At 62.7% G+C, this 23,468-nt stretch carries 17 protein-coding genes; 10 read left to right on the top strand and 7 right to left on the bottom strand.

The features are described from left to right. Positions 1–87: 87 nt before the first annotated feature. The 3 genes from ACFSDX_RS22470 to ACFSDX_RS22460 are packed head-to-tail and all read right to left on the bottom strand — an operon-like array spanning position 88 to position 2,453. Positions 88–1,278 (bottom strand): alpha/beta hydrolase-fold protein, encoded by a 1,191-nt coding sequence (locus tag ACFSDX_RS22470; protein WP_382317700.1) that lies wholly within the window; start codon positions 1,276–1,278, stop codon positions 88–90. Further along, a complete protein-coding gene (locus ACFSDX_RS22465; protein WP_382317698.1) occupies positions 1,265–1,750 on the bottom strand; it encodes a DinB family protein in 486 nt (161 codons plus the stop codon). Before ACFSDX_RS22465 ends, ACFSDX_RS22470 begins: the two co-directional genes overlap by 14 nt. Before the next feature lies 1 nt (position 1,751). Continuing rightward, positions 1,752–2,453 (bottom strand): hypothetical protein, encoded by a 702-nt coding sequence (locus ACFSDX_RS22460; protein ID WP_382317696.1) that lies wholly within the window; start codon positions 2,451–2,453, stop codon positions 1,752–1,754. 574 nt (positions 2,454–3,027) lie between these two features. Here ACFSDX_RS22460 and ACFSDX_RS22455 point away from each other — a divergent pair. From ACFSDX_RS22455 to ACFSDX_RS22440, 4 genes are all read left to right on the top strand, one after another. After that, a complete protein-coding gene (locus ACFSDX_RS22455) occupies positions 3,028–6,072 on the top strand; it encodes a SusC/RagA family TonB-linked outer membrane protein (protein ID WP_382317694.1) in 3,045 nt (1,014 codons plus the stop codon). A gap of 18 nt (positions 6,073–6,090) precedes the next feature. After that, positions 6,091–7,728, top strand: coding sequence for a RagB/SusD family nutrient uptake outer membrane protein (locus ACFSDX_RS22450; RefSeq protein WP_382317692.1), 1,638 nt, complete (start codon positions 6,091–6,093; stop codon positions 7,726–7,728). A gap of 111 nt (positions 7,729–7,839) precedes the next feature. Continuing rightward, positions 7,840–8,637: a SusE domain-containing protein gene (locus ACFSDX_RS22445; RefSeq protein ID WP_382317690.1), complete on the top strand. Its 798-nt coding sequence runs from the start codon at positions 7,840–7,842 to the stop codon at positions 8,635–8,637. A 164-nt stretch (positions 8,638–8,801) separates the two neighbouring features. Then, positions 8,802–9,251 carry a hypothetical protein gene (locus ACFSDX_RS22440; protein ID WP_382317688.1) on the top strand — a complete coding sequence of 150 codons (450 nt, stop codon included), beginning with the start codon at positions 8,802–8,804 and terminating at the stop codon, positions 9,249–9,251. A gap of 90 nt (positions 9,252–9,341) precedes the next feature. Here the strand turns inward: ACFSDX_RS22440 and ACFSDX_RS22435 are convergent, their stop codons facing one another. Beyond that, on the bottom strand, positions 9,342–10,379 hold the full coding sequence (locus ACFSDX_RS22435; protein ID WP_382317687.1) for an SDR family NAD(P)-dependent oxidoreductase: 1,038 nt from the start codon (positions 10,377–10,379) through the stop codon (positions 9,342–9,344). A 94-nt stretch (positions 10,380–10,473) separates the two neighbouring features. Between ACFSDX_RS22435 and ACFSDX_RS22430 the strand changes: the two genes are divergently transcribed. Then, positions 10,474–11,181 (top strand): tetratricopeptide repeat protein, encoded by a 708-nt coding sequence (locus tag ACFSDX_RS22430; protein ID WP_382317686.1) that lies wholly within the window; start codon positions 10,474–10,476, stop codon positions 11,179–11,181. 49 nt (positions 11,182–11,230) lie between these two features. On the opposite strand, the gene ACFSDX_RS22425 is transcribed toward ACFSDX_RS22430, so the two are convergent. Continuing rightward, positions 11,231–11,944 (bottom strand): dienelactone hydrolase family protein, encoded by a 714-nt coding sequence (locus ACFSDX_RS22425; protein WP_382317684.1) that lies wholly within the window; start codon positions 11,942–11,944, stop codon positions 11,231–11,233. A 431-nt stretch (positions 11,945–12,375) separates the two neighbouring features. Between ACFSDX_RS22425 and ACFSDX_RS22420 the strand changes: the two genes are divergently transcribed. Continuing rightward, positions 12,376–14,859 (top strand): TonB-dependent siderophore receptor, encoded by a 2,484-nt coding sequence (locus ACFSDX_RS22420; RefSeq protein ID WP_382317682.1) that lies wholly within the window; start codon positions 12,376–12,378, stop codon positions 14,857–14,859. Between the two features lie 106 nt (positions 14,860–14,965). Continuing rightward, positions 14,966–16,330 (top strand): PepSY-associated TM helix domain-containing protein, encoded by a 1,365-nt coding sequence (locus ACFSDX_RS22415; protein WP_382317680.1) that lies wholly within the window; start codon positions 14,966–14,968, stop codon positions 16,328–16,330. A gap of 198 nt (positions 16,331–16,528) precedes the next feature. Here the strand turns inward: ACFSDX_RS22415 and ACFSDX_RS22410 are convergent, their stop codons facing one another. Both ACFSDX_RS22410 and dnaB read right to left on the bottom strand, forming a co-directional pair. Continuing rightward, the gene (locus ACFSDX_RS22410; RefSeq protein ID WP_382317678.1) at positions 16,529–17,308 is read right to left on the bottom strand and encodes a sulfite exporter TauE/SafE family protein; all 780 of its coding nucleotides are present in this window, start codon (positions 17,306–17,308) and stop codon (positions 16,529–16,531) included. A gap of 105 nt (positions 17,309–17,413) precedes the next feature. After that, entirely contained in the window at positions 17,414–19,075 is a 1,662-nt protein-coding gene (dnaB, locus tag ACFSDX_RS22405) for a replicative DNA helicase (protein ID WP_382318221.1), read from the bottom strand. Between the two features lie 353 nt (positions 19,076–19,428). Between dnaB and ACFSDX_RS22400 the strand changes: the two genes are divergently transcribed. From ACFSDX_RS22400 to ACFSDX_RS22390, 3 genes are all read left to right on the top strand, one after another. Further along, positions 19,429–20,796, top strand: a complete 1,368-nt coding sequence (locus ACFSDX_RS22400) for a UDP-N-acetylmuramate--L-alanine ligase (RefSeq protein WP_382317677.1) — start codon at positions 19,429–19,431, stop codon at positions 20,794–20,796. Between the two features lie 125 nt (positions 20,797–20,921). Further along, entirely contained in the window at positions 20,922–21,386 is a 465-nt protein-coding gene (locus tag ACFSDX_RS22395) for a BLUF domain-containing protein (RefSeq protein WP_382317675.1), read from the top strand. 70 nt (positions 21,387–21,456) lie between these two features. Continuing rightward, positions 21,457–23,325: a PAS domain-containing protein gene (locus ACFSDX_RS22390; RefSeq protein ID WP_382317673.1), complete on the top strand. Its 1,869-nt coding sequence runs from the start codon at positions 21,457–21,459 to the stop codon at positions 23,323–23,325. The last annotated feature ends 143 nt before the right edge of the window (positions 23,326–23,468 follow it).

Here is a 23,468-nt window from a genome sequence, read left to right as displayed (position 1 = left end):
GGCCGGTCATATCGAGGGCAAATATACGCGGCTTACTAAATTGTGCAATTAGTTGAGCTTTATTTCGGGGAAACTTTATTAATTATCCTATTTTAGCAATAGCCACTGGTAGGCGGGCCCAAACTCGCGCCGCCAAAACCATTCGGCGTGCTGGCCATCGGCGGGGGTCTGGAAGGCGATGCGGGCGGGGCTGAGGCCGCGCGCCAGCAGGGCATCGCGCACTTCGGCCATCTGCGGCACCATGCTGGGGCCTTCGGCCGGGCCCGCTAGAAAGTAGAACCGGCTTTTGCTGGGGGCGGGCCGCCGCCGCACAAAAGCCAGCACCGAGTCTTTGGCAAACCAGAAAGCCGGCGAAAAAACCCCCACCCGCCCAAACACGGCGGGGTATTTCACGCCTGCGTACAGCGAAATGAGCCCGCCCATACTAGAGCCCATAATGGCGGTGTGCGCCGGGTCGGGGCGGGTGCGGTAGTGCTGGTCGATATAAGGCTTGAGGGTGCGCACCAGAAACTCGACGTACTGGCTGCCCTCGCCCCCTTTCTTGAGGCGCTCGTTTACCCAGGGCGAATATTCGTCGAGGCGGCGCTCGCCGCCATTGTCAATGGCCACTACCACGCAGCCCGCGGGGTCCTGTCCACTGGTCGCCAGCTGGTTAAGTGTTTTATCTACGGCCCACTCGCCGGCGTAGGCCGTGGCTTCGTCAAAGATATTCTGGCCGTCGTGCAAGTACAGCACCGGGTAGCGGCGCTTGGAAGTGGCGTAGCCGGGCGGCAGGTAGAGCCAAACGCGGCGCGACCGCCCACCTAGCTGCGGCAGCCGAAACGAGTCGGCCAAGATGCGCACGTTAGGCGCGGCAGTGTGGGGCTTGGGGGGCACGGCAACGGGGCCACCGGGGCGCTGGTCTTGCCAGGCGGCTACCAGAAAGGTAAGCGTGCGGGGCCCGGTCCCAAAATCGGCCCGGCGATTGGGCCGGGGCCGGAAGCTGCTATCGGCCTCGCTGGTAAGCCACGAGCCGCGCGTAAACTTGAACTCCTGGGGCCCCTGAACGGCGGCGGGCAACGTGAGCTGATACGAGCCATCGGGCTGGGGCCGCATGGCAAAGCCGGGCGCGGCGGGGTTCCACTCGTTGAAAGAGCCCGCCACGTATAGCTGCTGGCCCACCACTACCGCCGGGCCGGGCACCAGCCGCAGCGTGGCCTGGGCGCTAGCCAGCTGGCACCCTAGGCCGGCGGCTAAGCTCGCCACCAGTAGCGCTTTCCGGGAGCTAAGCTGGCTCATGGGTGCTACGCACTAGGTTTTTTAGTAGCACCAGTTGTCCTAGGTGGTAGTGCAGGTGCTCCACGGCGCCCTGCAAGTTCTTGTAGGCAGAGGCGTAGGTTGGCAAAATGGGGGCCGGCAGCTTGGCCTCATCAAAGGCGCGAATGGCGGCCGCCAGTTCTTGGGCCGACTGCCGGTTGTCGGCCTGCAAAGCTTGCCAGTCGGCCTCATTTTGAATAGCCGGGATATCAAAGCCGTTGGCCGCGCCTACTTCCGTACCTACTCCTTGAGCGCGCCGCACCATCACCCGGTTCCAGAACGTGAGGTGGTGCAAAAGGCTAGCGATGGTATTAGGCGAGGCCGGCGTTTGGGTCGTGGCCTCGCGCCAGGTCACGTCTTGCAGCGTGGGCCCGATGGCTACTTCCGTCCAGTTGTTGCCCTCGTGCACATCGAGCACGTGCTGCGCAATGGCATCGGTCAGCTGCCTCATCATTTTAGCGGATAACCTCGCCACCGCCGGCGCCGCGCTCCGACAGGTCTATCTTGCGCAGCGTGTACGCCGCCCGCACCGAGTCAACACCTGGCAGGCCATTGATTTCAAAGTCAATGCGCGAGCCCCGCTTCTGCGGGCCACTCACAAAGTGGCGGTACTCTTCGGCCGACTCGCGCACCACGTACAGCTCGCCGGGGCTGGGCACTTTCAGGCGCACGTAGGTGCTGCGGCCATCGGGGGCAGAGTAGCGCTTCTCGCTGTTGGCCAGCAGGCTCACCCCCGTGAGGCGGAAGCGCTCATCATCGGGCGCCTGGCCGGGCGGCGAGTAGTTGCCCAGGCCATCCACAAACACTTCGCGGCGGGCCACCAGCTCTTCGAGCGAGGTGGTTTTGAGCAGGGCCAGGTTTTTTTCTTCCATCAGCAGCTGCTGCACGGCCGTGCCGGGGGCCGCCTGTTGGTAAAAAACCAGGACGGGGTCTTTTATTTTTATTTTGTTGATGACGAGCGGCGGCTTAGCTTCTGCTTCTACTACGCGCCGGGCCGTCTCCACGGGGGGCGGCGGGGGCGGCGGGGCTTTCACCCCAGGCTTGCCTTTGACCGGTGCCTTGCCGGGCACTGGCTTCCGGGCTTGGGCCTTGGCCGTGCCTGCGGCGGTACCTAGCAGGGCCAAAGCCACGAGAAAGGAGAAAAGAGGAAACTTCATAGCAGCGCAGAATCGGTCAAAAGTACAAAACTGGTGTGAGTTTGCGCAACGAACTGGCTCTTTGCCACCACCCAAAGCCAAAGCTACTGCCAGAAGCCGGATGCCGCCCCACCCGCGCCCGGCTTCCTTAGCCAGCGCGGGCGGGCAGGCAGCCCACCCACCAGTAACGGGGGCTTGGGGGGCGGGGGTTTTCTGGGTTTGGCTCACCAGCCGGGTGGGCCGCCGCTGCCCTCTTGGCAGCCAGCCGACTAGCGCCCTAGGTAGGGTGGAGCCACGCCGCCACGCCGGCTGGCCAGCCGCAATACACCTAGGAGTTAGCATACTTAAAGTATGAATATTTCGGCTGCCTACTGGCCAATGCACCATTTCGGCGCCGGCATACTTAATTTTGCGGAATCGATTTCGTTAACCTGGGCGTCAAGTGCTGGGCCACCTAAATTGAGGAGCCAGCAGGCCGGATATTTTCGGAAAAGCCACCGTTTTTAAAAACCTTCTCCGGGCTGCTAGCTGTTTACCGCTCCCCTTTCCTTCCGGATTATTTTTTTCCACTTTTTCCCCACCCTATTCGTTGTTTATGAAACAACCCTACCTGGCGAAACTCCGGTTTCTGCTTTTCTTACTGCTCAGCTTAGCAGGCCCCCTAGGGGCAGCCTGGGCGCAAGGCACCGGCGGCACGGTAACGGGCCGCATCACGGACACTAAAAACGAGGGCATTCCGGGCGTAACGGTCGTCATTGAAGGCACGCAGCTTGGCAGCACCACCGACATAGAGGGCAACTACACGATTCCGAACGTACCGGCCGGCGGCCGGGTACTCATTATTTCCTTCGTGGGCTACACCACGGTGCGCCAACAGATTGCGGTGGGCGCCGGCAAAACCCTCACGGTGCCCGCCCAGGCCCTGAGCGAAAGCGCCACCCAGCTCGGTGAGGCCGTGGTAGTGGGCTACGGCACCCAGCGCCGCCAGGACCTGACCGGCGCCGTGGAGCAGATTTCGTCGAAGTCCTTCGTGAAAGGTCAGGTAACCAACCCCGAGCAGCTCGTGCAGGGTAAGGTGGCCGGCGTACAAATCACGGACGGCGGCGGCGCCCCCGGCGCGGCTAGCCAGATTTTGATTCGCGGCGGCTCGTCGCTGTCGGCTTCCAATCAGCCGCTCATCATTATCGATGGCGTGCCGGTTGACAACACGACGATTTCGGGCGCCAGCAACCCGCTGAGCCAGATTAACCCTAATGACATTGAGAGCATTACGGTACTGAAAGATGCCTCTTCGACGGCCATCTACGGGGTGCGTGCCTCCAACGGCGTGATTCTGGTGACGACCAAGCGCGGCGTGGTGGGCGAAGAGGTACACGTAACGGCCTCGACCCTGCAGTCGGTGGCTACCGTGTCCAAATACGCCGATGTGCTGAGCGCCGCCGAGTTTCGCTCGTTGGTGAACACCAACGGCACTAGCGGCCAGCGCGCCGTGCTGGGCACCGCCAACACAGACTGGCAGCGCGAAATCTACCGCCCCGCCTACTCGGCCGACAACAACGTGAGCGTGAGCGGCGCCGCCGGCAACCTCCCCTACCGCGCCTCGGTGGGTTACCTCTCGCAGCAGGGCCTACTGAAGCGCAACGACCTGACCCGCTACACCGGTTCGCTGAGCCTGACGCCCGTGCTCTTCAAAGGCAGCCTGCGGGTGGCCCTGAACCTGAAAGGCTCGTGGATTGACAATAACTTCTCGAACCAGGACGCCGTGGGCGCCGCCACCTCGTTTGACCCCACCCAGCCCGTGCGCGCCGATGGCACGCGGTATTCGGCGTTTGGCGGCTACTATGAGTCGCTGAACCCCGACGGCACCCTTAACACGCTGGCCACCCGCAACCCGGTAGCGCTCTATGACCTGCGCCGCGACCGCAGCACCGTGAAGCGCAGCCTCGGCAACCTGACGCTTGATTACAAGATTCCGTTTGTGCCGGGCCTGAGCGCCAACCTGAACGTGGGCTACGACGTGCAGCGCGGCCGTGGCACTACCTACGTGCCCGCCAACGCCGCCGACAGCTACGTGCGCAACGGCGAGAACAACAACTATACGCAGGACCTCAACAACTACCTGCTCGAAGCCTACGGCAAGTATGAGCGCACCCTAGGGCCGGGCCGCCTCGAGTTCCTGGCCGGCTACTCGTACCAGAAGTTTGAGAACCGCACCTACGTGTTTGACGACCGCCGGGCCGATGGCAGCATCTACGCCCCCGTATCGCTGAGCTACAGCGGCCAGAACACGTACCTCAACACGAACGTGCTCATCGGCTTCTACTCGCGCCTCAATTACAATATTGCCGATAAGTACCTGTTTACGGGGACGTTTCGCGCCGATGCTACTTCCCGCTTCCCCTCTGGCCGTCAGTTTGGCTACTTTCCATCGGGTGCCTTTGCCTGGCGCCTGAAAGGCGAGGAATTCCTGAAAAATTCCTCGGCTATTTCTGACCTAAAAATACGCGTTGGCTACGGCCAGACCGGCCAGCAGGACCTGGGCGGCAACTTCTATCCCTTCCTGGCTAACCTGTCGCTTAGCAACCAGCAGGCGCAGTATCAGTTGGGCGACACCTTTTACCGCACGCTGCGCTCCGACGCCTACAACCCCAACATCACCTGGGAAACGACGACGACTTACAACGTGGGCCTGGACTACGGCTTCTTCGGCGGCCGTCTGTACGGCTCGATTGACGCCTACCAGCGCGATACCAAGGACCTAATCAACTTTGTTCAATTGGGCGCGCTTCAGAATCTTTCCAACTATGTCAACTCCAACGTGGGCTCGCTCACCAACAAAGGGGTAGAGTTGGTGGCCAACCTGGACGTAGTAAAAACCGATGAGCTAAGCATCACCGTAAATGCGAACGCTACTTACAACCAGAACCGCATTACTAAGCTCACTAATACCGACTCGCCCAACGACGTAGGCCAGCAGGTTGGTGGCATTTCGGGTGGCGTGGGCAACACGATTCAAGTGAATTCGGTGGGCTCCGCGGCTCAGACGTTCTACGTGTACCAGCAGGCCTACGACACCAACGGCAAGCCACTCGAAGGCGTGTACGTAGACCGCAACGGCGACGGGTCTATCAATAGCCTGGACCGTTACCGCTACAAGTCGGCCCGCCCCAACTGGATATTGGGCGGTGGTGCCAATGCTACTTACAAAGGCTTTAACATGGCCTTTACGCTGCGCGCTAACCTAGGCAACTACGTATACAACAACGTGCGGGCCAGCTCTTTTTATGACGCCAGCACCAACAACTTTCTGGTTAACCGCAACCGCGAAGTGTTGAGCTCCGGCTTTACCTCGGCCCAGTACTTCTCCGACTACTTTGTGGAGAACGCTTCGTTCCTACGCATGCAGAATGCTACCATCGGCTACAACTTCGGCGAGCTCGTTAAGAAGGGCACGAACTTAGGTCTTTCGTTTGCAGTTCAGAACGTATTCGTAATCACCAATTACAAGGGTATTGACCCTGAAATAGTGAGCGTTCCGGCCTCGTCGAACACTGGGGTTGCGCAGCCCACGGTTGGCATCGACCAGACGATTTACCCCCGCCCACGCACGTTCACGGTTGGTCTTAACCTCGGCTTTTAATTTCCCACCCATCGTAATATGCAAACTAAATTCACTCGCACGCTCGGGATGCTGGCGTTGGCCGCTGGGTTAACTGCCCTGTCCTCGGGCTGCACCAAGGACCTCGACCAGGTACCTAGCTACTCGGCCAATGCCGAGGTAGTGTACAGCGACCCCGCCCAGATTCAGCAGGTGCTGGCCCGCCTCTACGCCACTTACGCGGTGAGCGGTCAGACCGGCCCGGCCGGCGCACCCGATATTTCGGGCATCGACGAAGGCTTCTCCAACTACATCCGGGTGTACTGGCAGCTGCAAGAGGTCACGACCGATGAGGCCGTGCTCGGCTGGAACGACGGTAACCTGCCCGCCATCAACACCATGACCTGGAATGCGGACAACGAGTTTGTGCGCGGCGCCTACGACCGTATCTATTACCAAATCGGCCTCTGCAACGAGTTCATTCGCCAGACCACCGATGGTAACCTGGCCAGCCGCGGCATCACGGGCGCTACCGCCACCACCGTGAAGCAGTACCGCTCGGAAGCTCGCTTGCTGCGCGCCATGAGCTACTGGCACATCGTGGACCTGTTCGGCGGCGGCCCGTTTGCCACCGAAACCGACGTGCTGGGCACCCTACCCCAGTACAAGACCCGCGCCGAAATATTTGCCTACGTGGAGTCGGAGCTGAAAGCCCTCGATGGCACCGACGCTACCAACGGCGGCCTGCTTGCCCCCAAGGGCGTGTATGCTCGCGCCGACCAGGCGGTGTGCTGGACGCTGCTCGCCAAGCTGTACCTGAACGCGCAAGTGTACACAGGCACGGCCCGCTACAACGACGCCGTGACGTATGCCAACAAAGTGCTGGCGGCCAACTACCAGCTCTGCACCACGCCTTCGGCCACTTACTCAGCTTACCAGAAGCTGTTCTTGGCTGATAACAACACAAGCGACGCCCGCAACGAAATCATTTTCCCGATTGCTTTTGACGGCACCCGCACGCGGGGCTACGGCGGCATGACGTACCTAGTACACGCCGCCGTGGGCGGCACGCTCTCGCCGGCCGCCAGCGGCATCAATTCGGGCTGGGGCGGCTTCCGGGCCCGCCAGCAGTTCACGGCGCTGCTCACCAGCCCTACTACCAGCACCACCGATGCGCGCCGCAGCATTCTCTACACCTCGGGCCAGCGCCTGAACGTGGATACGCTCACGGCTGTGAGCAACGGCTACCTGCTGCCGAAGTACAAGAACGTGACCTCGGCCGGCGTGAAGGGCTCGGACGCTGCCGGTGACTTCCCCGACACCGACTTCCCCATGTTCCGCCTCGCCGACGTGAAGCTGATGTATGCCGAAGCAGTGCTGCGTGGCGGCACGGGCGGCACTGCCGGCTCGGCCCTCGACCAAGTCAACGAAGTGCGCCGCCGCTCGGGTTCGGCCAACTTGTCGGCCGTGGGGCTGAATGACATCCTCGACGAGCGCGCCCGCGAGCTGTACTGGGAAGGCCACCGCCGCACCGACCTCATCCGCTTTGGCCGCTACACCAGCGGCTACAACTGGGCTTTGAAGGGCGGTGTGAACAGCGGCCGCGACGTGGATGCTACCCGGGCCCTGTTCCCGATTCCGAACACGGACATCGTGGCTAACCCCAACCTGCAAGGCAAGCAAAACCCTGGCTATTAAGCGACCTAGTATTTTGTTGAGCGCCGGAATTCTTTAGCTTGCTACGGAGTTTCGGCCTCAGCAAAAAGCTGCGTCATTAATCCCTTTTTCCCCACCCGCATTTATACTTCCATGAAAACCTGGATTACCCAAACGGCTGCCGGCTTTGTGGCGCTAGCCGCCATTAGCTTGTCGGCTTGCAAAAAAGACGAGGTGCAAGCCACCCTCACCCCTACCAACTCGGTGGCCCTCACGGCCTCGACCACCAACGTGGTGCTGACGCAGGCCAACGCCAGCAATACGGCGGCCACGTTCACATTTACCCCGCTCACCTATGCCTGGGCCAACGTGGACAAGCCCTACAACCCGGCTACCACCTACACGCTGCAAGCCGCCAAGCAGGGAACCAACTTCGCCAGTGTTGTTTCGTCCATTGACCTAGGGTCTGGTCCGACCAAGACCATGACCGTGAGTGACCTCAACTCGGCGCTACTGGCTGGGGGCCTGCCCGTGGGCACGGCCACGCCGCTCGATATTCGCGTGAAGGCGGTTTACGCTACCAATTCACCACTGTATTCGGCTACGCTGCCCCTCACAGCCACGGTCTACTGCGCGCAGCCAGCGGCCAACCAAGCCTGGTCCATCATCGGCGCCGCGGCCAAGGGCTGGAACACCGATGTGGTAATGACTTACGACTGCGCCCAGAATGCCTACACTTACACCGGCCCCTTCGTCGCGGATGAGTATAAATTTCGTTACGGCGGCGCCTGGGCTGCTAACCTAGGTAGCGCTGGCTCGGCTGGCGCCCTGAAGCAAGCCGGTGACAACCTCAAAATAACCACCGCTGGCACGTACACCATTACGCTGAAGCCCGCTTCGCTCGCCGCCGACGGCACGGTATCAAGCGGCAGCACGTTTACCATCAAGTAGCCCACGCTGCTTGTTGCTTCCAAAAAAGGCCGCTGCTCGTCAGCGGCCTTTTTTTTATGGTGGCTACCCCACCCGTTTCGGCACCAAAATGGCAATACCTGGCGTTGCTTCACCTGAAATTATCGGCCCGCATGCCGCTTCTTGTTTTTCCTACCTCTACCCCTATGCTTTCCAAGCGTTTTATTCTTTTCGTATTGCCTTTGCTGGCTGGCGCCTCGCTGGCGAGTGCTCAGGTAGCCTCGGCGGCCCGCAAGCCGCAGCCCGCTGCTGGTGCTGTTACTACTACCGTGGAAGACCGTGCCAACGCCCTCACCGCCAACATGACCCCGGCCCTGGGCCTGACGCCCGCCCAGGTGGAAAAGGTCCGCGCTATCAATACCAACTCGGTGCGCAATGTGGAGGCCGCCCGCCAGCGCTTTCGCCAAGACCCCGGCAAGCTGCGCGGCTACATCGAAGACATCGGCCTGGCGCGCCTCGAGCAGTTGAAGGATGTGTTGACGCCGGCCCAGTTTACCCGCTACCAGCGCAAGCGCGAGGAGAAAATGGGTATTCCGACAAGCCAGGGGGCGCAGGGCACTCCCCCGCCCGGCCTAGGGCGCCCCGACAGCGAGTAGCCGCCTTATAAGCTAAAAGCCCCGCGCACGGTTGTGCGCGGGGCTTTTGCTTTTTAACCGTGCCGCGGACCCGGCGAGCCCACGGTACAGCTACTCGTTGTTGCGACGGGCTTCCTGCTTGTTGAGGGTAGTCAGGAAGGAGCGCGTGAGCGGCGATTCGCTGTCGTAGCCGGCGCGGCGCTCGTTGGCGGCCGGGCTTTCGCCGGTGGCGGGCAGGGCGCGGTTGACCCAGGCCAGCACATCGACGGTGGTGCCGGGCAGCACGCCGTGGAAGGCGGCCAGCAGCTTGGCTGGCAGCGACAGAATGAGCTCGCCATCGCCGCGGCGGGTGGCGTTCCAGATGCGGCGAGCGGCCTGCTCGGCGCTCATGGTGAAGCCCGGCAGCGCGTCGGCGATGCTAAACCAGGCGTATTCTTTTTCGTGCTGACCCTTTATTTCGGCGTGGCCGGGGCTGCCCGTGCGCAGCAAGCCGGGGCACACCGTAGTCACGTAGATGCCGTACTGGCTCAGCTCGGCCCGGAAGCCTTCGGACAGCCCCACCAGGGCAAACTTGCTGGCGCTGTACGCCGTGAGGTGCGGAATGGCCACCTTGCCACCTAGGGACGAAATATTGATGATGCGCCCCTCGCCGCGCTGCCGCATGCCGGGCAGCACGGCCTGCATGGCGTGAAACGGCGCCCAGAAGTGCGTGTTCATGGCGTCCTCAAAATCGCGGGTATCCATGTTTTCGAGCGGGCCGCCGATGATGATGCCCGCGTTGTTGACGAGCACATCAATGGGACCTAGGCGGCTTTCGACCTCCTCCACCAGCGTGCGCACGTCGTTGGCATCGGTGAGGTCGCGCGAGAGGGCGAGCACCGTAGCTTCGGTGCCGCCGCACGCGAGCAAGTCCTGGCGGGCGCGGGCGAGCTCCTGCTCATCGCGGGCGCAGATAGCCACGCGGGCGCCCTCGGCGGCAGCGCGGCGCGCCAACACCAGGCCCAGTCCCCGCGAGCCCCCGGTGATGAGTACGGTGCGGCCCGCGAGCTCGTACGAGCCCCGGCGATTGCGCCAAACAGTAGTAGCGAGGGCGGCCAGGCCGAAGCCGGCGGCCCAGAGCCAGGAAGAAGTGCGAGGAGTGGGTTTCATGCTATGCTGTATGGCAATTAGCCCCGAAAGGTTGCGTAGACCGGCGGGCCAGCCGCACCTTTGTGGGTAGTGTCATTCGTTTTTCTTTCCCGTCGTGGCTATTTTGGTTTATCCAGGTGCGGCCTTGTTCGTTGGGCTGCTAGCGTGGTGGCTTTTTAAAGTGCCCGTTTATCCCAAATCCCCCGGCAATTTGGTACTACTTTGCGAGCAGGAATTGGCGCGGCGGGCCAATGCCCCCAGCTTTCGGCTGCTGGTGATGACGCACTACCGGGAACAAGCCTACGAGGCGGCGCTTGCGGCCAGCCAGCGGTTTCAGCACACGCTTTCTGCTGAATTTGGGATGGACGACCTGCTTCTGCGGGGCCATTTGCACCTCTGCCTTGGCCAGCCCCAGCACGCGGTAACGGTGCACACGCACTTACTGGAAAACGGCATTGCGTCGGCCACCATCTACAACAACCGGGGCTACGCCTACAACATGCTGGCCGAGTACCTGCTGGCCCTCCAAGATTTCAATCGGGCCATTGCGCTTCAGCCCAGCATGGCGTATGCCTACAACAACCGCGGGCTCGCCCTGCATCGCTTGGGGATGGGCGCCGAAGGCCGGGCTGACATGGAGCACAGCCTGCGGCTGGACAATCAGAATGCCTACGCCTACCGCAACCTAGGCATCTATCATTTTGACCAGGGCGACTACCAGGCCGCGCTGCCGCTATTTGAGCGGGCGCAGCGCCTGGGCACCGCGCCGCCCGGGCTGGCGGCCTACCTAACGCAAACTCGCCAGCAGCTAGGCCTGGGCTAAGCTGCTGGCGAGCACGTTATCTGTTTTTAAAACCAGAGCGAAATGCGCTTTACGCGCCGAGCTTCTCCTTAAAGAAAGCCAGCGTGAGGGCCCAGGCTTCCGCCGCGGCGTCTTTGTTGTAGCTGGGGCGCTCGTCGCAGTTGAAGCCGTGGTCGGCGTACGAAATCACGGTGTTGATGTAGGGCTTGCCGGCCGCATCTACCGCGTCTACCACCTGCTTTACCTGGTCCTTCGAGATGTGCTCGTCGAGGCCGCCCCAGAAGAAGAGGTGCGGCGCGTGCAGGTCCTTGGCCAGGTCGGTAATGGTGTGGGTGCCGCCGCCGTAGTACGACACGGCCGCCGCCAGCGGCAGCACCGCATTGGCCCGGAACGATACCTGGCCCCCTAGGCAGAAACCGATGCTACCGATTTTATCCTTTTGCACGTCGGCCTGGCCTTGCAGCCAGTCGTAGGCCGCCTGAATGTCCTGGTTCAGGCCCTCGGGCGTGATGGCCTGGTAGTGCGGCATGGCCAGGGTGGCAAACTCGGCGTAGGGAATTTCGAGGCCCGGCTCGGCCGAGCGGTGAAACAGCTCGGGGGCCACTACCACGTAGCCGGCCGCGGCCAGGCGGTCGGCCACGTTGCGGATGTGGCCGTTCACGCCGAAAGCTTCCTGAAACAGAATGATGCCGGGCGCGGGGCCACTGGCTTGGGGGCGGGCTACGTAGGCGTGCAGCTGGGTGCCGTCGGCGGCGGTCAGCACGAGAGAATTGGGGGAGCTCATGGTAAGCGAAAAATGAGATAGGAAAGTGCTGCCAGCAACAGGGCTGCGGAGGAGGTTGTTTTGGGGTACGACCTGCCTAGGTGCCAGTTTTCCTGCTTTTGGTGCCCAATACGACCACTTGCCAAGCTAGACGCCACGGTAGCGTAGGGTGCGGAGCTGGCCCCGCCCCTACCTCGCTCTGGCCCGGAAACCGACCTAAGCAGTTACGAATTCAAATGCTATTTAGAATTTATTTAAAGAGGGGGAATAAGGTACTACTCTTGGCTCTGCCTTTTAACAAGTTCTTGAATTTCAGTTATTCACAAACTGATTTTATTAACTAAAACGATACCTAGGCAGTGGTAGCCGGCTCAAGCGGGCCGAAACCTATTTTGAATTCTTCTAAACAGCGCGCACCTTTGCGTCTGTGTTGAACGATTCTAAATAAGCGCATGCGCCAACTTGTACTCCCGGTTTTTCTAGCGGCCACTGCTTTACCCGTCATTGCCCAGGCCCAGGCGCCCGCCGCACAAGCAGCGCCTAGCCACGCGCAGCGGCACCACGGCACTATTCGCGGCATCATCCGCACCAGCGACGGCAAGCCGGCCGCTTTTGTGAGCGTGGGCCTACCCAAGCTGGGTAAGGGCACCACCACGGCCGAGGACGGCTCCTTCACCATTACGGGCGTGGAGGCGGGCACGCACGTGCTGCAAGTGGCGCTGGTGGGCGTGCCGCCGCAGCGCCAAACCGTGACGCTGGCCGCGGGCGAAACGGCCACCGCCGACTTTGCGCTCACCGAAAGCTCGGCGCAGCTGAAGGAGGTTGAGGTGAAAGGCTCCAACGTTATCAACCGCCCGGCCACGGCCAGCAAGAGCGATATCGCGCCCCTCGACCTGCCCCAGAGCATCGGCGTGGTGACGAGCACCGTGATTGCCGACCAGCAAATAAACCGCCTCGGCGACGCCCTGCGCAACGTAAGCGGCGTATCCTTGACGCAGCAGCGCGGCGGGGTGGCCGAGACGTTTTCGGCCCGCGGCTACAGCATCGGCATTGCGGGCTCGGGCGGCAGCATCTTCAAAAATGGCCTGCTCGCTAATACGCAGGGCTTTCCCGATGCCAGCACCCTAGAGTCGGTGGAGGTACTGAAGGGAGCCTCGGCCCTGCTCTACGGCAACGTATCGGGCGGCCTCATTATCAACACAGTCACTAAAAAGCCGCGCTTCGAGCGGGGCGGCTCGGTCGAGATGCGGGCGGGCAGCTACGGCTTCTACAAGCCGATTGTTGACCTGTACGGGCCCATCACCAAAAACCTGGCGTTCCGGGTGGTGGGCACGTACGAAGACAGCAAAAGCTTCCGCGACGTGGTGCGCTCGAAGCGCCTGTACGTGAACCCCTCGCTGCTCTACAAGTTTAGCGACAAAACCGATTTGCTAGTGCAGGGCGACTACCTGCGCTCCGACATCACGCCCGATGCCGGCATCGGCATCATTAATCAGAACCAGGAAGCCCGCCTGCCCGAAGGCATTTCGCGCTCGAACTTCATCAACGCGAAGTGGGCCTACAACGTGACCGACCAGGCCAGCGCCTCGGCCGTACTCAACCACCGCTTTTCGGACCAGTGGCGTGTGAATGCCATCGCTGGCATCACCGACACCCGCGTGCGGGGCCTCGGCGTGGCCGTGCCCAACGGCACCATAGCCGCCAACGGTGACTGGGTGCGCAACCTGGCCGCCGTGCGCACGAGCGAGCGCGACTACAACGCCCAGCTAAACCTGAACGGCAAGTTTGAAACCGGCCCCCTCACGCACCAACTGCTGGTGGGCGGCGACGCACTGCGCATCACGACCAACACCGGGGCCGGCTTTACCTACCAGCAGCTCGACGGCACGGCCGTGGCGCTGGCCGGCGGCGCCTACCGCTACGACGTAATCAACATCATCGACCGCGCGAAGTACGCGGAGCGCACCGACGGCATTTTCTACAACACAGGGATGAACACGGCGGCGTCCTCCTACCGCTTCGGGGGCTACGCGCAGGATTTGATTACCATTGTGCCCATGCTGAAGGTGCTGGGTGGCGTGCGCTATTCGTACCAGAACGTACTGCAAACCAATATTCTGAACACCCAAACCGGCGTAGAAACGCGGGGCACCGCCGCCGACAAGGCCGACCGCGCTTGGTCGCCCAAGGGCGCGCTGATTTTTCAGCCGCTTCCCACCGTTTCTATCTACACCAGCTACGCTAACAACTTCATTACCAACGCGGGCTCGGTTGATGTGAGCGGCACGCCGCTGGCCCCGTCGCACGTAGACCAGTACGAGGCCGGCATCAAGAGCGAGCTGCTGCACAGCGGCATCTTCGCCAACGCCGCCGTGTACCGCTACCGCAACAGCAACTTTGCCCAGCCCGTGCTGGTGAACGGCACCACGAGCAACTTCCGCGAGCTAACCGGCGAAACCACCAGCGATGGCGTGGACGTGGACTTCAGCGGCAGCTTCTCCTCCAACTTCTACTTCAACGCCGGCTACGCCTACAACTTCATGCGCTACACCAACACCTCGGGCGTGGTGGGTGGCCAGGTCGAGGGCGAGCGCCTCATCAACAATCCCGCCCACACGGCTAACGCCTCGATTTTTTACACCTTCGACCGGCCCGGCCTGCGCGGCCTCAAGGTGGGCGCCTCGGCCTTCTACACCGGCCAGCGCCTGGGCGGCAACAACAACACCGTGGGCCAGGCCGGCAACTACAGCCGCCTCATCTCGCTGAGCGGCTTCACCACCCTCGACCTGAGTGCGGGCTACACCTACCAGCGCTTCTCGATTCTGGCCAAGGTGTCGAACATCACCAACGCGCTCAACTACCTGGTGCACGACCGCTACAGCATTAACCCCATCCCGCCCCGCCAGTTCCTGACCACGGTCGGCTACCGCTTCTAGGGCGGCAGATGGGGCGCTCGGGCGCTACATTTCACTTGTTTGTCGTTAGGTTCTTGACCCACCGGGCTTCCCGGTGGGTTATTTGCTAAAAATTATCCGCACCTCTATGAAGCTGTTTTTCCGCCGCATACACTTGTACCTCGGGCTGGTTTCGGGGCTGTTTCTGGTCGTGGTGTGCCTCACGGGCAGCATCCTAGTTTTTGAGGAAGAGCTCACGCACGCCTTCCACCGCGAGCGCTATTTTGTGGCGGCCGCCACCACGCCGCGCCTCTCGCTGGCCCAGCTCACCGAGGCCGTGCGCGCCACCCGGCCCAAGGCCAAAATCACCGGCTTCAAGGTCTACGCCGACCCCACCCGCACCGTGGAAGTGAACCTGGCCGGCGCCGGCCGGCCCGGCGGCCCCCAAGGTGAGCAGCGCGGCGAAGCCCTAGGTGGCCGCGGTGAAGGCCGCGGTGAGCAAGCCGGTGGCCGGGAAAATCGCGGCGAAGGCCAGAGCGAGCGAGGTAGCGAGGGCCGTGGCGAGCGCGGCCAAGGCAGCCCGGAAAACCGCGGCGGCGCCGGCCGGGCCGAGCGTGGCCAGACTGGCCGCCAAGGCCCGCAAGCCGGCCCCGGCAAAGGCGGCAAGGGCGGCGACCGCGGCCCCACGCTGTACCTGAACCCCTACACTGGGGCGGTGCTCGACGAGTACGATTCGCACAAGTCATTTTTCCACTTCATCGAAGAAATTCACCGGGGCCTGGTGGCCGGCCGCGTGGGCAAGCTGGTGATGGGCATCAATTCCATCATCTTCGTCTTCATCCTAGGTACCGGCCTGGTGCTGTGGTGGCCGGCGGCGCGCCAGACCCTAAGCTCGCGCCTGCGCATCAAGTGGGACGCCAGCTGGAAGCGCGTCAACTACGATTGGCACACGGCGCTGGGCTTCTACAGTGCCGTATTTTTGCTCATTATGACGCTCACGGGCATGGGCATGGCCTTCGACTGGGTGGGCAAGGGCATCAATACGCTCACCCATTCGCCCCAGCAGCGGCCCGAGCCGCCGACCTCCACGCTGCCCGCCACCGGGCCCACCGCCCCCTTCGGGGCCGACGCCGCCCTGGCACTAGCCCGCCAGCAGGCGCCCGAGGCCACGAGCTACTCGCTCCAGCTGCCCAAGGCGCCCGATGGCAGCATCCAGGTGGGCCTGCTGCGCCCCGGCGCCATCACCGACCGCGCCACCGACGACGTGTACCTCGACCAGTACTCGGGCCAAGTGCTGCGCCAGCAGACCTATGCCCAGAAGCCAGTGGGCCAGCGCATTCGCGGGCTCTTCAAGCCCATTCATACTGGCGCCATCTTCGGCTGGCCCACCAAGGTGCTGGCATTTGTTTTCGTGCTGCTGGGCGCCACGTTCCCCATCACGGGCACCCTCATGTGGCTAAATCGCACCCGCAAATCGAAGAAAAAAGGGCAGCCGCGCGTTGCGCTGGCGTAGGTTATGGGGCTGGCCCCCGCCCGGCGTTGTAGCGCACCCTAGGTACCCAAAGAGGCCGGGTCTGAAGCTGAGCTTCGGGCCCGGCCTCTTTGCACTATCTTCCTGCAAAAGCCACCCTAGGAGTACTTCTGCGTGCTCCTACAAAAAATGCGTCTGCCAGATGAGCATGAGCTGGAGATTGGGATTCCAAGCACGTACCTAACCCCGGTACATATCCCAGCCGAGCTTGAGGATAAACCCGCTGACTACCACCAGAAACAACACCCGCACGAAGCTTGTGCCGCGCCGCAGCGCCAGCCGGGCGCCCAGGCTCGAGCCTACCATATTGCAGGCCGCCATGGGCAAGGCAATGTGGTAGAGCACCTGCCCCGTCGAGATGAAGTACGCCAGCCCGGCGAGGTTGGTAGCCACGTTCACCACCTTGGCCGAGGCCGAGGCGGCCAGAAAGTCGTAGCCGAACAGCCCCACGAACGCAAACAGCAGCAGGCTGCCCGTGCCCGGCCCAAAAAACCCGTCGTAGAACCCTAGGGCGGCCCCCAGGGCCACGCCCGTCAGCAGCTCGCGGCGGCCGTGCAGCCGCGGTGCGTGCAGGCTCCCGAAGTCTTTGCGCCAGAAGGTGTAGGCGGCCATTAGCACTAGCAGGGCCAGCACCAGCGGCCGCACCAGGTCTTTGTCGAGGCCGCTCACGGCGCGGGCGCCGAGTAGCGCAAAGCAGCCCGCCACCGCCGCTGCCACGCCCACCGTGCGCCAGCGCATGGGCACCGCGCCCGCGCCGCGCAGGTAGCGCGCCAGCGAGGCCAGCGTGCCCGCCAGGCTAGCCACCTTGCCAGTGCCCAGCACCGTGGGCACCGGCACCTCGGGCAGCAGCAATAGCAGCGCGGGCAGCTGAATGAGCCCGCCCCCGCCCACCATGCCGTCGATGAGGCCAGCTAAGAAAGCGAAAAAACAAAGCAGGGGCAGTACGGCAGCAGCGGGCATAGTGTCCGCAAAAGTACGGCTAGCCTCCGGCCGCCACCGCCTTTCACCTAAGTGCGCTACCCGGCAAAAGCTACGGCAAGCGCGCGGCGCAACGGCCTGGCCGCCCTAGAAGGGTGGCTCTTCGCCAAAGCTGTTGCTCTTGGGAAACGGCACCGGCGAGGGCGGCGCATCGTTCATGCGGCTACCCAGGCGGATGGTTTGCGGCTGGCCGAAGCCTGCGGCATCACCGCCCCCGTTCGCTGGCCCTTCGCTGTCGAAGCTGCTGCCCGGCAGCGCGTTGGGCGTGTAGCCCCCGCCGCCGAAGCCGCCATCCCCACCCCCATCGAAGCCGTCGAGGTCAGCAAACTTGGTGAACTTACCGATAAACTTGAGCTGCACCGTTTCGAGCGAGCCGTTGCGGTGCTTGGCAATAATGACCTCGCCCATGCCCTGGGTCGGGTTACCCATCTCGTCTTCCGTAATCTTGTAGTATTCAGGACGGTACAGGAAGATAACCATGTCGGCATCCTGCTCGATAGAGCCCGATTCGCGCAGGTCACTCAGCTGGGGCTTCTTGTCGCCACCCCGCGTCTCTACCGAGCGCGAGAGCTGCGAAAGCGCAATAACCGGGATGTTGAGCTCCTTGGCTATACCCTTGAGCGCCCGCGAGATGCTGGCGATTTCCTGCTCTCGGTTGCCGCCCTTGCCCCCATCGTTGCCACTCATCAGCTGCAAGTAGTCGATGATAATGAGCTGAATATCGTGCTGCGACTTGAGGCGCCGGCACTTGGCCCGCAGCTCCCGAATACTGAGCGCCGGGGTATCATCAATAAAAATCGGGGCCGTGGAAAGCGACGCAATCTTGTGGTTGAGCTGCGACCACTCGTAATCAGCCAGATTGCCCTTCTTGATTTTCTCCGAATCCAGCTCCGCCTCGGCCGAAATCAGACGATTGACGAGCTGGAGCGACGACATTTCCAACGAGAAAATGGCAACCGGCTTCTTAAAATCGACTGCCGCATTGCGCATGGCCGACACTACGAAAGCAGTTTTACCCATGCCCGGCCGAGCCGCAACAATCACTAGGTCAGAGGGTTGCCAGCCGCTCGTGACGCGGTCCAGGGCCGTGAACCCGGTGGGTACGCCGGTAAGGCCGTCCTTCTGGTGTTTCTTTTCTTCGAGCTCCTTGATGGCCTTCACCATCAGGTCCTGCATCGAGTCCACACCCTTGCGCATGTTGTCTTCCGACACCTGGAAGATGTTTTTCTCGGTGGCGTCGAGCAGCTCAAATACGTCGGTGGTTTCCTCGTAGGCGTCGCGCAGGATGTCGGTGGCGGTGCGAATGAGCTCGCGCTTAATGGCCGCCTCCAAAATCACGCGGGCGTGGGCCTCGATGTTGGCCGCCGAGTTGATGTGCATGGTCAGGCCGGCCACGTAGCCCACGCCACCGGCGGCTTCGAGCTCGCCCATCTCGCGCAACTCCTGCACCACGGTGAGCTGGTCGATGGGCTCCGACTTATCAAACAAGTTGCTGATGGCCTTGTAGATGCGCTGGTGGCCATCCTTGTAGAAGCTCACCGGCTTCAGAATATCCACGACCGTAGTGAGGGCATCTTTCTCCAGCATGAGCGCGCCGAGCACGGCGGCCTCCATTTCGAGGCGCTGCGGGGGCAGCTTGCCGGTGGGCGACGTGGGCACGGGCACGCGGGTGCCGCGCACGCCCTGGAAGGCGGCGGCGGCGCGGGCCGCGGATTGCTTGAGGCGGTCGTCCATACGGTCGTTCATTATAGCTGGTGGAGAGAAGCGGGAAGCGGAAGGTAACAGAGCGGCGGCCGGCCATTAATGGTTCAGGATGGCCAGTTTCAATTCCACCCAATAGAAGTTTAGAAATATTGAGCAGCAGCCCGGCACCTAGGGGCCGGAACTAACAAAGCTAACCCATTCGGGAAAAGCTTACAATGCCCAGGTTGCTTATAATCTATCCAATACTTGCAACACTTACGAGCAACTACTTAACGGCCAAGCTCAGAAAAATAAAGCTGGTTTTTTCAGTTTTTTCGTGGTATATCCTGCTACCGGGCCGCGGGCCCAACCGGCGGCGGGCCGTACTTTCGCCCCCCGCAAATAGCCCTTCCCCTCCCTTGGAAAGTATTCACCTGATTGCCGTCGGCGGCAGCATCATGCACAACCTGGCGCTGGCCCTGCACCAGCGCGGCGCCCACGTCACGGGCTCCGACGACGAGATTTTTGAGCCCGCCCGCACCCGCCTAGGGGCCGCCGGCGTGCTGCCCGAAGCCGAAGGCTGGTTCCCCGAAAAAATTCACGCGGGCCTCTCGGCCGTGATTGTGGGTATGCACGCCCGGCCCGACAACCCCGAGCTGGCGCGGGCGCAGGCCCTAGGTCTCAAAATCTACTCCTTCCCCGAGTATATCTACGAGGCCAGCAAGGACAAGCAGCGCGTGGTTATCGGCGGCTCGCACGGCAAAACGAGCATTACAGCGCTGATTCTCCACGTGTTGCGCTTCCACAATCGCAAGTTCGACTACGCCGTGGGCGCCCAACTGGCGGGCTTCGATTTGATGGTGCAGCTCACCGACGACGCGCCAATTATCATTATCGAGGGCGACGAGTACCTGTCGTCGCCAGTGGATAGGCGGCCCAAGTTTCACCTCTACCAGCACCACATCGGGGTGATTTCGGGCATCAGCTGGGACCACATCAACGTCTTTCCGACCGAGGAAATCTACCGCCAGCAGTTCGAGATTTTTGCCCGCCAAACGCCCAAGGCTGGCGTGCTCATCTACGACCGCGACGACGAGCAAACCCAGCTCGTGGCTGTGCCCACCAGCCCCGACGTGGCCTATGTGGGCTATGGCCCGCACGAGCACGTCATCCGCGACGGGCGCACGTTTTTGATTACCAAGAAGGACGAAGAAGTGCCCATCCAGGTGTTTGGCGAGCACAACCTGCGCAACATCTCGGCGGCCAAGGAAGTGTGCAAGCAGCTGGGCATCAAGGGCAAGGACTTCTACCAGGCCATTGCCAGCTTTAAGGGCGCGGCGCGGCGCCTCGAGCTGGTGCAGGCCGGCGCTACGTCGGTGGTGTACAAGGACTTTGCCCACGCGCCCAGCAAGCTGCGCGCCACGGCCCAGGCGCTCAAAAAGCAGTTTCCCGAGCGGCGGCTGGTGGCCTGCCTCGAGCTGCACACCTTCAGCTCGCTCAACCCCGACTTTTTGCCGCAGTACGCGCACTGCTTCGACGCGCCCGACGTGGCGGTGGTCTACTTCAACCCGCACGTATTGGAACACAAGCGCCTGCCGCCGCTGGCCCCTGAGGCCGTGCAGCAGGCCTTCCAGCGGCCCGACCTGCGCGTGTTTACCGACAGCCAGGCGCTGGCCGCGTTTCTGCACGCGCAGCTGTGGGCCTCGACCAACCTGCTACTCATGACCTCGGGCACCTTCGATGGCCTGGACCTAGGCGCCCTTGCCGCCGAGGTCACTGGTTCCTAATTGAGATTTAACTAGGAATAAAAATAACCTTCGCGTTGCACCGTGGAGGTTACTTTTGCGTAGATGGGCAGCTAACCGGTTCAGTTTATCTGACGGCCGGGTAGCTGCTTTTCTATTAATATCCTATGCATCATATTGTTTACATGAGCCGGGCGGTGCGGCCGCTCACCGATAAGGACTTACAGGAATTGCTAGCGCAGTGCCGGCGCGATAATGCGCGGCACAATATCACGGGTATTTTATTTTATAGCCACGGCCGGATTGCGCAGCTTTTCGAGGGCGAGTCTAAGGTAGTAGAGCCACTCTTTGCGCGCATTTCACGCGATGGCCGCCACTCGCACGTGCAAAAGCTTATCGACAAGCCCATTGCGGCGCGCAGCTTTAGCGAGTGGTCCATGGCTTTTCACCCGCTCGAACCCGCCGCGTTCGAAACCTTGCAGGGCTTTTTGCTGCCTCACCACGTGCCCGCCCCCCCCAATTCGCTTACCATTGCCGACGCCATGCTCCTGGACCTGGTGCGCCTGGCTGCCTTTGGGGGCGCCACCCCGCCGCAGGCCCCGGCGCCCACGGCGGACCTAAGGGTGGCCTAGGGCCACCCGCCGGCCGCCAATACCTCCGCACAACGGATGCTCTTGGCGGCCGGACTTCCTTATCTTCTTCATGCGCCAGCACCCCGAACAAACTATTCTGCGCCACATGCCGGCGGGCGTGGCTACGCTGCAAGGCCCCGAGTTACGCTACGGCTTTGTAAACGAAGCCATGGAAACGGTGCTCGGCGGCCCGGCGCCGGAAGGCACGCCCGTGGCTCAGCACCCCGGCTTTCTGGCCCCCGACCTGCTCGACGTAATGCGGCGCGTGTACGCCTCGGGGCGCCCGTTTACGGCCAAAGCCTACTGCCTGGCGCTGCCGGGCGCCGGCTCGCCCAACCGCTACTACGACCTGACCCTGGAGCCTTTCCACGAAACCGACGACGCCATTACCGGCCTGCTGCTGTTTGCGGTCGATGTCACGGCCCAAGAAGAGGCCCGCCAGCAGGCGCACCGGCTGGCCGTTGAAACCCGCCGCCTCGATACCCGCCTGCGGGTGCTCACCGAAACCGTGCCCCAAATCACCTTCACGCTCGATGCCAAGGGGCACTACGAATACGTGAGCCCGCAGTGGCACTACTACACGGGGCAGCCGCCCACGGCCGCCGTGGATGCCATCTGGCCGCTGCTCATCCACCCCGACGACCGGCTGCGGGTGCTCTACCAGTCGGAAGCGGCCCGCGCGGCCGGCACCGGCTGGAGCTACGAGTACCGCCTGCGCCGCCACGATGGCCAGTACCGCTGGCTGCTGAGCCGCGCCCTGCCCGAGCAGCTGCACACGCCCGGCGAGCCCGTGTTCTGGCACGGCGCGCTCACCGAAATCCACGACCAGCGCGAGCTCACCGAGGCCCTGCGCCGGGGCGAGGCCGAGCTGCGCTTCTTGGCCGACAGCATTCCGGAGCTCATCTGGACGGCCACGGCCGAGGGGCTTATCGACTACTACAACCGCCACACCGGCGAGTACACCGGCCTGACCCAGGACGAGCTGGGACCCACGGGCTGGGTCAACCTGCTGGCCCCCAGGGAGCAGGCCGAAGCCGCCCGCCAGTGGGTGCACAGCATGGCCACGGGCGAGCCCTTCGAAGGTGTATTTCGGATGCGGCGGCACGATGGGCAGTACCGCTGGCACATCATTCGGGCGCAGCAGCTGGCCGATGGGCAGGGCCTGCGCTGGTTCGGGGCCTGCACCGACATCGACGACCAGCACCGCCTGCGCGAAGTGCTGCAAACCCAGTACAACGAGCTGGCCCGCACCAACCACGACCTCGACACCTTCGTGTACACCGCCTCGCACGATCTGCGGCAGCCGCTCGTGAACCTGCGCGGCTTGTTTGATGAGCTCTCCCGCGTGGCCACCTTCGATGACCCGCAGGCCAGCCCCATGCTGCGCATGGTGGAGGATGCGCTGGCCCAGCTCGAGCTTACCATTAAGGACCTGGCCGCCACCGTGCAGGACCAGCGCGGCCTGTCGGCCCCCGCCGAGCGCCTCGACCTGCGCAGCATCACCGACGAGATTTTGCTGGGTTTACGCACGCAGTTCGAGCAAACCGGCGCCACGCTGGAGTTTGACCTGGACGGGGCGCCCACCCTGCACTACGGCCGCGCCAACCTGCGCTCCATCCTGCACAACCTAATCAGCAACGCGCTCAAGTTTGCGCACCCCGAGCGGCCCGCCCGCATTCGGGTGCGCAGCTACCTGCTCGATGGCCAGCCCGTGCTGTCGGTGCAGGACAATGGCCTGGGCATGGACGTGCCGCAGTCGCACAGCCCCGACTTCCGCCCCTTTACGCGGCAGCACACCCATGTGCCGGGGGCCGGCGTAGGCATGTACCTGGTACAGCGCATCTTAACCAGCCGTGGCGGGCACCTAGAGGTGGCCAGCACTCTCGGCGAAGGCACAACGTTTACGGTGCACTGGGCCACCACCCAGCCCGGAGCCTAGCCTAGTTCCTAGGTCGGGTTTGCTTCGCCTTTGAATCTGAAACGCATTAAAAAAGCCCACTAGCTAGCGGGCTTTTTGCCTTTGGGACGGCCGCTGTCGTTGGCGAGCAGCACGGCCAAGGCGGCGAGAGAGAGGCGCAGCAG

The organism is Hymenobacter bucti, from assembly GCF_042681145.1.
Taxonomy (GTDB): Bacteria; Bacteroidota; Bacteroidia; order Cytophagales; family Hymenobacteraceae; genus Hymenobacter; species Hymenobacter bucti.
This window is presented reverse-complemented; position numbering and strand designations above follow the sequence as displayed.

Excerpts from the sequence above, each read along its gene's own strand:
- ACFSDX_RS22455 (WP_382317694.1), top strand. The coding sequence starts at position 3,028 with ATGAAACAACCCTACCTGGCGAAACTCCGGTTTCTGCTTTTCTTACTG.
- ACFSDX_RS22390 (WP_382317673.1), top strand. The coding sequence starts at position 21,457 with ATGCGCCAGCACCCCGAACAAACTATTCTGCGCCACATGCCGGCGGGC.
- ACFSDX_RS22410 (WP_382317678.1), bottom strand. The coding sequence starts at position 17,308 with ATGCCCGCTGCTGCCGTACTGCCCCTGCTTTGTTTTTTCGCTTTCTTA.
- ACFSDX_RS22425 (WP_382317684.1), bottom strand. The coding sequence starts at position 11,944 with ATGAGCTCCCCCAATTCTCTCGTGCTGACCGCCGCCGACGGCACCCAG.
- ACFSDX_RS22445 (WP_382317690.1), top strand. The coding sequence starts at position 7,840 with ATGAAAACCTGGATTACCCAAACGGCTGCCGGCTTTGTGGCGCTAGCC.
- ACFSDX_RS22460 (WP_382317696.1), bottom strand. The coding sequence starts at position 2,453 with ATGAAGTTTCCTCTTTTCTCCTTTCTCGTGGCTTTGGCCCTGCTAGGT.
- ACFSDX_RS22450 (WP_382317692.1), top strand. The coding sequence starts at position 6,091 with ATGCAAACTAAATTCACTCGCACGCTCGGGATGCTGGCGTTGGCCGCT.
- ACFSDX_RS22440 (WP_382317688.1), top strand. The coding sequence starts at position 8,802 with ATGCTTTCCAAGCGTTTTATTCTTTTCGTATTGCCTTTGCTGGCTGGC.
- ACFSDX_RS22465 (WP_382317698.1), bottom strand. The coding sequence starts at position 1,750 with ATGATGAGGCAGCTGACCGATGCCATTGCGCAGCACGTGCTCGATGTG.
- ACFSDX_RS22395 (WP_382317675.1), top strand. The coding sequence starts at position 20,922 with ATGCATCATATTGTTTACATGAGCCGGGCGGTGCGGCCGCTCACCGAT.
- ACFSDX_RS22415 (WP_382317680.1), top strand. The coding sequence starts at position 14,966 with ATGAAGCTGTTTTTCCGCCGCATACACTTGTACCTCGGGCTGGTTTCG.
- ACFSDX_RS22435 (WP_382317687.1), bottom strand. The coding sequence starts at position 10,379 with ATGAAACCCACTCCTCGCACTTCTTCCTGGCTCTGGGCCGCCGGCTTC.
- ACFSDX_RS22470 (WP_382317700.1), bottom strand. The coding sequence starts at position 1,278 with ATGAGCCAGCTTAGCTCCCGGAAAGCGCTACTGGTGGCGAGCTTAGCC.
- ACFSDX_RS22420 (WP_382317682.1), top strand. The coding sequence starts at position 12,376 with ATGCGCCAACTTGTACTCCCGGTTTTTCTAGCGGCCACTGCTTTACCC.